Consider the following 12,548-nt stretch of genomic DNA (forward strand, 5'->3'; position numbering starts at 1 on the left):
CCTTAAAAACTCTTTGAAAAAAAATAAATTGGTACAAAACCTAGTGGCAAAATATACAAAACCCGCTGGCAAGCTACACTGGCAAGCTACAACAATACAACTCCATACAAGAACGAATAAATACAAAATTCAATGGAGCGGGCGATGGGATTCGAACCCACGACCCCAACCTTGGCAAGGTTGTGCTCTACCCCTGAGCTACACCCGCTTACCGATTCGATATATGTCTTGTCTGTATGGCGTAGGCTTCTACGAATTGCAACAAAAAAATATCATTTTAGTTTGATTTATTTTGTCCATGTTTAAATAAAATGAAATAAAGATTGATTTTAGAAAATTCTTCAGTAATAAATTATTCCTTTTTTAATTTTTGCATGGAGAGGGGTGGAATATAATGTTGAAGAGAATAAATATATTAGGGGTTATCATTGCAACTGTTTTTATGATGAACAGTGTTGCAAAGGCCGATGACCAAGTTAAACACGTTAAAGTTGCAATAACGCAAATTATGGTCCATCCTGCTGCGGATGCTGTTCGTAAAGGTGTGGAAGATGTGCTTGCAGCAAATGGTTATAAGCAAGGTGAAAATTTTCAACTTACCTTTTTATCAGCGCAGGGTAATATTTCAACAGCAACGCAAATTGCGCGTAAATTTGTTGGTGATAAACCCGATGTTATTGTAGCAATTACCACGCCTTCAGCACAAACGATGCTTGCGGCAACAAAAACAATTCCTATCGTCTTTGCAGCAATTTCTGATCCTATCGGAGCTAAAATCGTTTCTTCACTTACCAAACCTGGCGGTAATATGACGGGGAGTTCTGATCGTATAGATGTTGCAGAAAGTGTTAGACTTTTACAAGAAGTAAAACCAGATTTGAAAAAAATTGGTTATCTTTATAATGCTTCTGAGGCAAATTCTGTTTCGACACTTAAAACGTTAAAGGATGTAGCAAAAAAAGCTGGAATTGAAATTATTCCCTCATCGGCACCAAAGCCTTCAGATGTTCAGGCAGCAACACGCGCTTTAATCGGTAAGGTCGATATTATTTTTGTTCCTGCTGATAATACGATTTTATCTGTTTTAGAAGGTGCAATAAAGGTCTCAGAGGAAGCCAATATGCCTGTATTTACTGTTGATGCTAATACTATCGGGCGTGGGCCTTTTATGACGCAAGGTGTGAATTTCTATGATGTAGGGGTTGATGCTGGGAAATTGGTTGTGCGTATTCTAAAGGGTGAAAAGCCTGGTGATATTGATGTTGTGCAGGCGGCTAATAATGACATTCGAATTGATTTGAAAGCAGCCCAAAAAGCAGGGATTGTTATTCCGCAGGCAGTTATTGACCGTGCAACAAAAGTGATTCAATAACTTTTATTGATAGAGTGTTGATACAATAAAAATACGTTAAGTTTTCATGGGGATTGTCTTTACATGAATATATTTGCGTTTTCTGGTGCTGTGGAATTAGGCCTTATTTATGCGTTTGTTGCTATAGGGGTTTATCTTTCATTTCGGGTTTTAGATTTTCCTGATTTAACAGTTGATGGATCGTTTCTTCTTGGTTCCTGTGTCTGTGGTGTTTTGATTCTCTTGGGTTTCAATGCATGGACAGCTATGGCATGCGCTTTTTGTGCAGGTATGGTGGCTGGTTTATTAACAGCTCTATTGAATTTGCGTTTTGGCATTTTGAATCTTTTAGCTTCTATTTTAACAATGTCAGCACTCTATACGGTTAATCTACGTATTATGGGAATTATGGGAGGGTCTAATGTTAATTTAGCTCTTGCTGATACGGCGTTAACGCCCTTTTATAATCTGTTTGGTTTGTCTGATATTTTTGTGCGTCCTCTTTTCGTTGGTATTGTGTTGCTCGTTATGGCGTTTTTGATTTGGCGCTTTTTGGAAAGTGAAATTGGTCTTGCTATGCGTGCAATGGGCGCTAATCCACGCATGGCGACGGCGCAAGGTGTCCATACATCAGCATTGATATATTTTGGAATGGGGCTTTCCAATGCGTGTGTGGCACTTGGTGGTTCTCTTTATATTCAAACTGCGATTGCAACAGATATTACCGGTGGAATTGGAACAATTGTTTTTGGGTTGGCAGCCGTGATTATCGGTGAAACTCTCTTTCGTACGCGCAATATTTTTTGGATTATAATCAGCTGTATTGTAGGGTCTGTGCTTTATCGTGTGGCGGTGCAATTTGCATTTGAAGCAAATGGCATTGGCATTGATACGTCGACAGATCTTCAGTTGATTACTTCGCTGTTGGTTGTTTTAACCCTTATTGTGCCACGCTATTGGAGGAGGCATAAACGTGATTGAGTTTTTTCATGTTGGGGTCACATTTAAACCGCAAACACCTCTGGAAAAACAGGCTTTAATTGATATTAACCTGAAAATTGATCAGGGTAGTTTTGTTACGGTTATTGGTTCAAATGGTGCTGGTAAATCAACGTTGCTCAGTGTTTTAGCGGGTGCAACGCTTCCCTCAACGGGGAAAGTGGTTATCAATGGACAAAATGTTTCTAGGCAATCAGTCAGTGAACGCGCTGGAAAGATTGCTTGTGTTTTTCAAGATTCGTTAGAGGGAAGTTGTGGTTCTTTAACAATTGAAGAAAATTTGGCTCTTGCTGCTCTTCGAGGAAGTCGTCGTGGTTTGCGTGCGGCTTTAAATCATGAGAAACGGCAATTTTTTCGAGAGAAAATTGCTCAATTAGGCATTGGTCTTGAAGCATATATTCATAATCCTATGGATAGTTTGTCAGGTGGGCAACGCCAAGCAGTTTGTCTTGTGATGGCAACATTCGCACATGCGGATGTTTTATTGCTTGATGAACATACCTCAGCGCTTGATCCTGGAATGGCTGATTTTGTGATGCGGTTGACTGAAAAAATCGTTGAAGAGAAAAAATTAACGACTATCATGGTGACTCATTCTATGCGTCAGGCTCTTGATTATGGCGATCGTACCTTGATGTTGCATGGTGGAAAAGTGATTTTGGATGTCTGTCATGAAGAGCGTAAGGGCTTGGATGTAAATGATTTAATTGGCATGTTTCAGAAAGTTCGCGGGGAAGTTCTTGATGATGATGAACTGTTAATGGATTAATAGTGTGGCTCAGAAAAAAGCACATGAAGTTGATCAGTTTCTAATGCGTTTTTCACGTGCTTTTCCTATTGTTCTCATTTATGGGCCAGATCGTGGTCTTATTTGTGAGCGTGCACAATGTTTTGCAAAACTTACACGGGTAGCAATAGAAGATCCATTTTCGACAATTCGTTTGGATGCTGCTGAAATTGATAAAGATCCTGCACGTTTAGAAAATGAAGCGCGTACGTTATCGCTTTTTGGGGGAGATCGTTTGATATGGATCTCTAATGCTGCTAACCAAAAAGGTTTTCTTGCTGCCTTAAAGCTTTTAATTGAGAAACCACCAGAAGCTTGTTTTATTCTCATTGAGGCAGGGGATTTAAAAAAAGGAACAGGGTTGCGCAATGCTATTGAAACAGCATCAAAAGCGATGGCTTTGCCCTGTTTTGCCGATGATATGCGGTCTCTTGACGGTTTGATTGATGAGGTTTTAGGACAGTTTAAGAAGGCTCTTTCTTTAGATGCACGTAGATGGTTGCATGAATGTTTAGGGGCGGATCGCCTTGTATCACGCAGTGAATTAGAAAAGCTTTGTCTTTACGCTGCAAATGTTCATATTACTCTTGAAGATGTGAAAGCTGTTGTAAGCGATGTCAGTGCTCTTTCTCAAGATGAAGTCATTGATGCTCTTTTATTGGGCGATATATCAGGCTTTGAAGCGCATTTTAACCGACATGCAGCAGTGCAAGGGGCACTTTTTTTAATTTTGAGTACAGCTCAAAGGCATTTTCAGCAATTACAGCTATTGCGTTATCAGGTAGAGGTTGAAGGAAATTCACCTTTTACGGTGGTTTCTCAGGCACGCCCTCCCATTTTTTTTCAACGGAAAAAGATCGTTGAACAAGCTTTAAAATATTGGAAGTTAGAACAAATTTCTTATGCAATGGAAAGAATTCAGAGTGCTGTTTTAGACAGTCGTAAAAATCCACTTTTGGGCGAAGCTATCATTCGTCAAGTTTTGTTAGGGCTTACAATTATTGCACGACGCCAGATGGCAGCTTAACAGCCTAGAAATATAATGATTTTTTATTTTTGGTATACCACAGAGGTATTTTCAGTAATTAAAACTGTTATGCTATCAAGTAGAGGTTGATGGAACTTGTATTTTTGAGGATGCATTTTAGGAGCTTGAAAGCTTGATAGAAATTTTTCTTCAAAAGAAATAGTTTATTTTCAAAAGGCCATTTTGAAACAGTTTTATTATTTTGTTGTGTCGTAAAATACTGTTTTTAGGGTAGTGATACGAGGCCCATATCAAATTTTATGTGTTCGATGTTTTTTTGTGTGGGTATTTAGTGAATATTAGGTTGGTTCATAGAGTCTTAATGGAGTAACACCCCCATGTAAAACAGAGTATCTCAAACAACAGAAGACACTTGTATGGTAGATTCATACGCTTTCTTAGAAATATTTTTCAATGCGCGTCATATCTATTTCGCGGCGGTGTTTATGAATGGTGTAGAAGTAAAGTTCCTTGTGAAGAATATAAAACCCATAGAGCAACTCTATCTTTATGCTTAATAAAAGCGCAAGTCGACACTCATTATGTACTTTGCTAGCCTCTAATGTTACTACAGTTTTTAGCATTAGAGAGCGTTTTTCATCATTTTTTCTCACATGTCTTCTTGTGACGTGTAGCCAAGAGATTTTAATTGATAAGAGGGTTTGTGATGGAAGAATTTTACAGTATTCGAAGTTATGATTCAAATTGAAAAAAAGTATTATTTTTATAAATCAATGTATTATAGATTAATTGAATCACTTAAAATTGTGAGCCAGAGGAATCTTTTAGACAAGAAAATGAATTGTTTGCAGATCGGTGTGAATTAAGAATCTTCATGGGATGAGAAGAAAGTCAAAATAGATTATGATGAAAACCACAGCACCTATGGGGAAACTTTTATGTTTGATACAGAGATGATTATCTTAGCAATGAATGTGTCTCATAAACAGAGCTAGCCATTGTTTATTATTAATAATTTATTATTTTTCATATTAAATCAATCAGAACAATGTCTTTTGCACGTCATAAGTGGGGGGGCGTGTGGATAAAAACTGTACAAGAAAGCACTAAAAATGCCTCTTATGAATGCTCTCAAATTCCAAGGTTTTTTGCAACATTGGGGGTAGGAAAATATAATGATAGTGTTTTATTAAGTGTGAAGAGGGTCGTGCTTAATAGATTTATAGTTATAACATTTACGAACACTGTCGTGAGATAGGCTAGGGAGCGAGATGTCTTTTAAAACAAACCCATGAATTTGTAATCCAAATTTATTCTGTTGAGGGCGTTCTGTTTTACGTGAGGGGTGTGATTCCATTAAAGGGATATTCGGTGTTTTTGTTATCAAACTTTTTCTTTATTGAGAGGGCGTGTTTTTCTCATATTTATTTGATTTACGGTATCCGGAATCGGGAGAGGAAAATGTTTTTAATGGTATCTTTTGGTATGCGTTGTTTTACGGTGTTTTCAATATTCGCGAAACTTATGTTGATGTTGTAGGTGGAGGCGCAATACGTTTTATATAGGTCTAATGTACAAATTAATGAACGTATCGGGATAATTGGAGAAGAGTTAGTGTCTGCTTACGCTTTTGATGTGTTTTTTTGTGAGTAAATTAGTAAGATAAAGTAAACTGATGGGATTTTATGTAGAGTCGTTGTTATCCTAATTGAGAGTGCATTTTATTTTGTTTCGGTGATGCGCTTTGATCAGTAATTAAGAGGGAATTTTAGAGCGTGATGTTAAATTTCTCGTCATTTATTTTTTATGTGTTTTCTAGGTAAAGTGATCTGTTGTCAGCTTGCGCAGGTGATAATTGGTAAACTGCGTTATTCTTTATTCCCTAGTTGTCATTTTTTAATGTTTTACGCATAACTCTTGAACAAACAAACAAGAAAATTGTGATTTTACAATTAGTCTTTATTGCCATTTGCAAAGAATCTTTGAAGGTGAAAGATGCTCTATATTCAGTTTGAAAAAATAGCACTCATTGGGATCGGTCTGATTGGGTCTTCTTTAGCAAGAGTGATTAAAAAGAAAAATCTTGCGGCTCAGATTTCTATTGCAACACGTCGTCCAGAAACCCTGAAAAGAGCGCGTGAATTGGAGCTTGGGGACTTTTATACGACAGATAATGCAAAAGCTGTTGAAGGAGCAGATTTGGTTATTCTTTCTGTTCCTGTTGGGGCTAGTGCAGAAGTGACAAAAACCATTCGTGATCATTTAAAACTTGGAGCGATTGTGAGTGATGTTGGTTCTACGAAAGCGTTGGTTATTGCGGAAATGGCACCTTTATTGCCAAAAACGGTTCATTTTATTCCAGGGCATCCAATTGCTGGAACGGAATATTCAGGACCGGATGCTGGTTTTGCTGATTTATTTATGAATCGTTGGTGTATTTTAACGCCTTTTGCGGATAGCGATGCTGCTGCTGTCGCACAATTAACAGCGTTTTGGGAAGCTTGTGGTGCGCGTGTCGAAAAGATGGAACCTAAGCATCATGATCTTGTTTTGGCTATTGTTTCACATTTACCCCATTTGATTGCGTATAATACTGTTGGGACAGCGAGTGATTTAGAAAAAGTAACAAATTCGGAAGTGATTGCTTATTCCGCTTCCGGTTTTCGTGATTTTACGCGTTTAGCATCTTCTGATCCCGTTATGTGGCGAGATATTTGTTTGCATAATAAGGATGCTATTTTAGAAATGTTGAGCCGTTTTAGTGAGGGGCTTGCTTTTTTAGAACGGGCAATTCATTTAGGAGATGGTGAGACACTGTTTAACTTTTTTACACGTACGCGTGCTGTACGCCGCAATATTATTGATGCTGGACAGGAAATTGATGCTCCTGATTTTGGGCGTCAGAATGTTTCTAAAAAAGGGTGAGTAAAAACAAGAGGTTTTTGTTGAATTTCGTTGGTTTTTTCTAAAAACCGATAAGAAGTTTTTTCTCTACTCAGTCATAGATTGCAATAAAAAAGAGTGGCGATTGCTCCGATATAGATAACCATGACTTCAAAAGGTTTTATGTGTGCACGATCATCTTGCTTAGTTCTCTATAGGGCATATGATGTACAGAAGAGGTTACTGATCTGTAGAAGTAACAAAAAAATGAGGTCGTTGTAGAACTTCATAGAGTGGGTTATTGTTTTTGTTTTGGTATAAAGTCGGGCTTGACCGTATTGATTATTGACCGTTATATTGCAACATTGCAAAATGTTTATTTGCAGAGTTTTGATGATTTTTATAAAACTTGAAATAGACTGAGGAAGAGTTTTACCAGAAAGTATTGAGTTTTGTTAAAAAATATCTTTTGGTATAGCTATCGTATTTTGTGTGACGCAGTAAGTCATTATTGGCGTGATAATGGGAGTGCTTTTGCAAGCCATGTTGCGCTATCAGGGCTTTTAGCATTTTTCCCTTTTTTTATTTTTGGAACATCTTTTGCTCGTTTTCTAGGTGCTTTTACTTATACACCGCAAAAAATTAAAGCACTGGTGCAGTTATTGCCTGATGTTATTGCAGAGCCTTTATCTCAGGAAATTGTTAATGTTTTAACCATTCATCGAGGAGGTGTGTTGACGCTTTCTGTCATTGGAGCGGCTTATTTTGCTTCTAATGGGATAGAGGCTTTGCGTACGGCTTTAAATAAAGCTTACCGTGTTACTGATCGACGGAGTTTGTTATTTTGTCGTTTTCAAAGTCTGTTTTTTGTAATCCTTGGAGCTGTTGGTCTTGTTGTGATTAGTTTTTTATTGATTCTGGCGCCTTTGTTGATCAAAATTATGCAAAATCATTCTTTTTTTATGACTGAATATATTGCTGTTATTCGTGTATGGCGTTATACAGTTGCAATCGTTATTTTGTTTATCAGTCTTTTGATTGTTCATAAATGGCTTCCAGCAGGGCGGCGGAAAATTATAGATATTTTACCAGGAATAGTGGTGACAATGTTTATATGGTTTATGGCTTCTATCGCTTTTGCGCAATATTTAACGATGTTTGATTATATTTCTACCTATGCAGGGTTGGCATCTATTATGGTTGCTATTATTTTTCTGTACATATTGAGTGCAATTTTTATTTTGGGAGGAGAAATAAACGCGGCGATAATGTTTTATCGCAAGGATTTGCAACATTCAGATAAATGAAAGAGCTTATTATTGCTTGAAAGCCAAGGTATGATTATCCCAATAAAGCCTGCTATCACTTTGTTGATTGATGCAGATGCTTGTCCTGTAAAAGATGAAGTTTATCGTGTGATGAATCGTTATCAGCTTAAGACATTTGTTGTGGCAAATCGTTCTTTGTCCCTTCCAGATGAAGCACTCATTGAAAGAGTGGTCGTTGCTGGTGAATTCAATGGTGCTGATGATTGGATCGTAGAACATGTGCATGAGGCAAGTATCGTTATTACCAGTGATATTCCTTTAGCAGCGCGGGTTGTGCAAGCTGGGGGTTTTTGTCTTTCGCCAACGGGGCGTATTTTTGATGTAAATTCAATTGGTCAGGCTTTGGCGATGCGCAATTTGATGGAAGATTTGCGTGGACAGGGTAGTATAATAGGTGGTCCCCGTCCTTTTTCTCGTAAAGACCGTTCTGCTTTTTTGTCAGCACTGGATCTTGTTATACAACGTTTAAAAAGACGCGGTTATTAAAGTTATAGGGCTTCTTTAATGACTGCTTTTATAAGTGCTTTGGCATCGTCATTGGCCCATGGAGCTGCACCATTGAAGGAAGCAATGAGATATCCCTCTTTATCAATGAGCAATGTAATGGGGAGTCCTAAAGCGAGCCCCTGTTTTCTAACATTGTTGAAAATATCCATTGTTTCATCGCGATAGTAAAGCAAATTATCTGAATGAATATTCTGTAAAAATTGCTGAATTTTTTCAGGAGAAGCAGTTTTATCGATATTTATAGCTATGACATCAAAGTTTTCTCCACCTAATTCACGTTTTAATTGCGCAAGTTCAGGCATTTCTGTGCGGCAAGGTGCACACCAAATAGCCCATAGATTGACCAGCATTGGTTTTCCGGTAAATTCGCTGAGTGTGCGCTCTTTTCCTTGAATATCCTTGAAAGAGAGTTTATTCATATCTGAGAGCGTATCAGCAAATCGTATGTGGCTAAAAAAGCCTTTTGCTGCTTTTCGTATTGCCATCATTTTTTCTGCTCGTGCTTTATTAATGTTTATTTCTTGTGCTTGTGCTGCTGAAATGAAATTGAAAAGAAAAAACTCTCTTTTGGTATCGTAGTTTATGGTTGCGTATAAACTCAGTGCAATGATAAAGAATGCAAGGGAGAGTTGCCTTTTTTTATTGTTTTTTTCGCTGATGAAAATTTGAAAAATCATAATTTTGTCCTTTGGATGGGTGTTTTCAGAATATGACAGATGAGAAGTTAAAGAACCAAATGTGGGGTGGTCGGTTTGCGGCAGGTCCTGCTGCAATTATGGAAGAAATTAATACCTCTATTGATTTTGATCAAAAACTTTATCGACAAGATATTGAAGGTTCTCTTTCTCATGTGGCTATGTTAGCGCAAACGAAAATCATTTCACAATCAGATTATGAAAAAATTGTTCATGGTTTGAAACTTATTCGCCAAGAAATTGAAGACGGTAAATTTGTTTTTTCACGAAAGCTTGAAGATATTCATATGAATATTGAAGCGCGGTTGAGCGAATTGATAGGTTCTGTAGCAGGGCGTTTGCATACGGCGCGTTCACGCAATGATCAAGTTGCTGTTGATTTTCGCTTGTGGGTACGTGAAGCAACGCAAAAAATAGCAAAAGCTTTAAAAGGATTGATAGAGCAATTACTTATTCGCGCAGAACAACATGTTGATACCTTTATGCCAGGCTTTACGCATTTACAATTGGCTCAACCCGTAACATTGGGTCATTATATGATGGCTTATGTTGAAATGTTTGGTCGAGATTTATCGCGGATGCGTGATGCTCTTGAGCGAATGAATGAATCGCCTTTAGGGGCGGCTGCTTTAGCGGGGACAGGCTTTCCAATTGACCGTTTTATGACAGCAAAATCGCTAGGCTTTCGCGAACCTACACGCAATTCAATTGATAGTGTTTCAGATCGTGACTTTGCATTGGAATTTTTAAGCGCTGGCGCTCTTTGTGCAACACATCTTTCGCGATTGGCGGAAGAAATTGTCCTTTGGTCAAGTGCACAGTTTTGTTTTATTCATTTATCAGATGCTTTTTCAACAGGGTCTTCTATTATGCCACAAAAGAGAAATCCTGATGCGGCAGAGTTAGTACGAGCGAAAGCAGGTCGATTGAATGGTGCGCTTATGGGATTGTTAACGGTGATGAAAGGATTACCGCTTGCTTATTCAAAGGATATGCAAGAAGATAAGGAATATGTGTTTGATGGGGCTTTGAGTTTGGAATTATCACTAGCAGCAATGACAGGGATGATTGCTGATTTGAAAGTGAATAAAAAAGCCATGAAACAAGCAGCGGATTTAGGGTATGCAACAGCTACAGATTTTGCTGATTGGCTTGTACGCAATTTAGGGATTCCTTTTCGCAAAGCACATCACATCACAGGGTGTGCTGTGGCATTGGCAGAAAAAAAACAGTGTCGCCTTCATGATTTATCATTAGATGAACTTCAAGCAATTTGTCCTGATATCAATGCGACACTTTTTGATGTTTTGACCGTTGAAAAATCTGTTGAAAGTCGTAAAAGCTTTGGGGGAACAGCGCCTTCAGAGGTTCTTCGGCAAATTGCGTATTGGAAAAAGCGTCTCGTGAGCGCTTGAGTGATTGTATTTTAAAGGTAAAAAAGAAATCGAGATGAGGAAAGAGGACAAATGAAAATTATATTAAAGGGGTTGGTGATTGTCCTTTTGGGGGGCTTGGGTATTGTTGGGTGTGGGCGTAAAGGGTCATTAGAGTTACCTCCTTCAACAGGAGTGAATTCTTCACAAAGAACTTTTGTTTCTCAAGGCAAAACAGATAAACCTTTTATTCTTGATCGGTTAATACAATAGGAATTTTTATGCGTTTTTTTTCTTATCATCAGGGTGTGCTTCACGCTGAAGGTCTTTCTCTTTTGGAACTTGCGCGGGAAGTTGGAACACCTTTTTATTGTTATTCAGCTAGCGCAATCGTTGCACATTTTAAAGATTATCAGAATGCATTTCATGATATGCCGAGTTTAATTGCTTATGCGGTTAAAGCGAATTCCAATCAAGCAGTTTTACAACTTTTAGCTAACAATGGAGCGGGAGCTGATGTGGTCTCAGAAGGGGAATTACGGCGTGCACTTGCTGTTGGTATTCCTGCGCAGAATATTGTTTATTCTGGTGTTGGTAAAACAGTGAGAGAAATAGATTTTGCTCTTGCACAAGATATTTATTGTTTTAACGTTGAATCAGAGCCAGAACTTGAACAATTATCGGCGCGGGCTGCTGCGCTTTCAAAAACAGCTCGTATTTCTTTACGCCTTAATCCTGATGTGGATGCTAAGACTCACAAGAAAATTACAACAGGTAAGTCTGAGAATAAATTTGGTATTCCACTGTCTTTGGCGGGTGATGCATATAAAAAAGCAGCTCAATTGCCCGGTCTTCATGTGTGTGGTGTTGATCTCCATATTGGCAGTCAAATTTGTGATTTAAAACCGTTTGAGGATGCATTTGTTATTGTTGCAGATTTTGTGCGTCAATTATGGAATAATGGTTATGCGATAACCCATATCGATATTGGGGGCGGGCTTGGTATTCCTTATGGTTATGAGCAGCATCCAGTACCTTCTCCTTTTGAGTATGCAGCACTGGTAAAGAAACATATTGCGCCTTTAGGGATCAATATTATCCTAGAACCTGGGCGTAGTATTGTTGGTGAAGCCGGTGTGTTGGTGACATCGGTTGTGTATTTAAAAAAGGGGGAAGGACGAAATTTTGTTATTGTTGATGCGGCGATGAATGATTTCATGCGTCCAACGCTTTATGATGCGTGGCAAAATGTAATGCCAGTGAAAAAAACACCAATAGATGCCCCTCTGATTAATGCTGATATTGTCGGTCCTATTTGTGAAACTGGTGATTATTTAGGTTTGGAACGTTCTTTACCAGTGTTGAAAGCGGGTGATGTTTTGATGTTAACAGGAGCAGGGGCTTATGGCGCAGTGATGGCAAGCACTTATAATAGTCGACTTTTGGTGCCGGAAGTTCTGGTTCAGGATACGCGTTATGCAGTCATTCGTCCACGCCTTGATTATGCACAATTGATAGGCTGTGATCATATTCCAGATTGGATTGAGCCCAAATTAGATTGAGCATTATTAAATATTTTGGGTCTTATTTTTACTAAACTTTGATGAAACAATTTATTTTCTAGAAATTGTTTTGTA

11 protein-coding genes and 1 tRNA gene are annotated in these 12,548 nt (G+C 38.3%); 10 read left to right on the plus strand and 2 right to left on the minus strand.

All coding sequences use genetic code 11. The features are described from left to right. Positions 1–133 precede the first annotated feature (133 nt). Positions 134–208 (minus strand) — tRNA-Gly (locus tag ACFILT_RS04110). Between the two features lie 186 nt (positions 209–394). Between ACFILT_RS04110 and ACFILT_RS04115 the strand changes: the two genes are divergently transcribed. The 7 genes from ACFILT_RS04115 to ACFILT_RS04145 all read left to right on the plus strand — a co-directional run bounded on the left by ACFILT_RS04115 (position 395) and on the right by ACFILT_RS04145 (position 8,822). Further along, positions 395–1,372, plus strand: a complete 978-nt coding sequence (locus tag ACFILT_RS04115; protein WP_375678694.1) for an ABC transporter substrate-binding protein — start codon at positions 395–397, stop codon at positions 1,370–1,372. Positions 1,373–1,435: 63 nt separating this feature from the next. Beyond that, the gene (locus ACFILT_RS04120; protein ID WP_375639923.1) at positions 1,436–2,332 is read left to right on the plus strand and encodes an ABC transporter permease; all 897 of its coding nucleotides are present in this window, start codon (positions 1,436–1,438) and stop codon (positions 2,330–2,332) included. Further along, positions 2,325–3,119: an ABC transporter ATP-binding protein gene (locus ACFILT_RS04125; protein WP_375678693.1), complete on the plus strand. Its 795-nt coding sequence runs from the start codon at positions 2,325–2,327 to the stop codon at positions 3,117–3,119. The genes ACFILT_RS04120 and ACFILT_RS04125 overlap by 8 nt, the downstream gene beginning before the upstream one ends. Before the next feature lie 4 nt (positions 3,120–3,123). Further along, on the plus strand, positions 3,124–4,164 hold the full coding sequence (holA, locus tag ACFILT_RS04130) for a DNA polymerase III subunit delta (RefSeq protein WP_375678692.1): 1,041 nt from the start codon (positions 3,124–3,126) through the stop codon (positions 4,162–4,164). Between the two features lie 1,956 nt (positions 4,165–6,120). Further along, a complete protein-coding gene (locus ACFILT_RS04135) occupies positions 6,121–7,050 on the plus strand; it encodes a prephenate/arogenate dehydrogenase family protein (RefSeq protein ID WP_375678691.1) in 930 nt (309 codons plus the stop codon). Between the two features lie 410 nt (positions 7,051–7,460). Further along, a complete protein-coding gene (locus ACFILT_RS04140) occupies positions 7,461–8,315 on the plus strand; it encodes a YihY/virulence factor BrkB family protein (protein ID WP_375612736.1) in 855 nt (284 codons plus the stop codon). Positions 8,316–8,345: 30 nt separating this feature from the next. Next, a complete protein-coding gene (locus ACFILT_RS04145) occupies positions 8,346–8,822 on the plus strand; it encodes a YaiI/YqxD family protein (RefSeq protein ID WP_375612882.1) in 477 nt (158 codons plus the stop codon). A gap of 2 nt (positions 8,823–8,824) precedes the next feature. Here ACFILT_RS04145 and ACFILT_RS04150 read toward each other — a convergent pair whose 3' ends face one another. Next, a complete protein-coding gene (locus ACFILT_RS04150; protein ID WP_375678690.1) occupies positions 8,825–9,520 on the minus strand; it encodes a TlpA disulfide reductase family protein in 696 nt (231 codons plus the stop codon). A 32-nt stretch (positions 9,521–9,552) separates the two neighbouring features. On the opposite strand from ACFILT_RS04150, the gene argH reads away from it, so the two are divergent. The 3 genes from argH to lysA are packed head-to-tail and all read left to right on the plus strand — an operon-like array spanning position 9,553 to position 12,473. Continuing rightward, a complete protein-coding gene (argH, locus tag ACFILT_RS04155; RefSeq protein ID WP_375679644.1) occupies positions 9,553–10,953 on the plus strand; it encodes an argininosuccinate lyase in 1,401 nt (466 codons plus the stop codon). A 51-nt stretch (positions 10,954–11,004) separates the two neighbouring features. Beyond that, entirely contained in the window at positions 11,005–11,184 is a 180-nt protein-coding gene (locus tag ACFILT_RS04160; protein ID WP_375678688.1) for an LPS translocon maturation chaperone LptM, read from the plus strand. A gap of 8 nt (positions 11,185–11,192) precedes the next feature. Further along, entirely contained in the window at positions 11,193–12,473 is a 1,281-nt protein-coding gene (gene lysA / locus ACFILT_RS04165; protein ID WP_375678687.1) for a diaminopimelate decarboxylase, read from the plus strand. Positions 12,474–12,548: the final 75 nt, after the last annotated feature.

It is taken from the genome of Bartonella sp. AP7XZML, from assembly GCF_042195745.1.
Classification (GTDB): Bacteria; Pseudomonadota; Alphaproteobacteria; order Rhizobiales; family Rhizobiaceae; genus Bartonella.

Coding starts and splice junctions, on each gene's coding strand:
- ACFILT_RS04115 (WP_375678694.1), top strand. CDS start 395: ATGTTGAAGAGAATAAATATATTAGGGGTTATCATTGCAACTGTTTTT.
- ACFILT_RS04120 (WP_375639923.1), top strand. CDS start 1,436: ATGAATATATTTGCGTTTTCTGGTGCTGTGGAATTAGGCCTTATTTAT.
- ACFILT_RS04135 (WP_375678691.1), top strand. CDS start 6,121: ATGCTCTATATTCAGTTTGAAAAAATAGCACTCATTGGGATCGGTCTG.
- ACFILT_RS04145 (WP_375612882.1), top strand. CDS start 8,346: ATGATTATCCCAATAAAGCCTGCTATCACTTTGTTGATTGATGCAGAT.
- ACFILT_RS04150 (WP_375678690.1), bottom strand. CDS start 9,520: ATGATTTTTCAAATTTTCATCAGCGAAAAAAACAATAAAAAAAGGCAA.
- argH (WP_375679644.1), top strand. CDS start 9,553: ATGACAGATGAGAAGTTAAAGAACCAAATGTGGGGTGGTCGGTTTGCG.
- ACFILT_RS04160 (WP_375678688.1), top strand. CDS start 11,005: ATGAAAATTATATTAAAGGGGTTGGTGATTGTCCTTTTGGGGGGCTTG.
- lysA (WP_375678687.1), top strand. CDS start 11,193: ATGCGTTTTTTTTCTTATCATCAGGGTGTGCTTCACGCTGAAGGTCTT.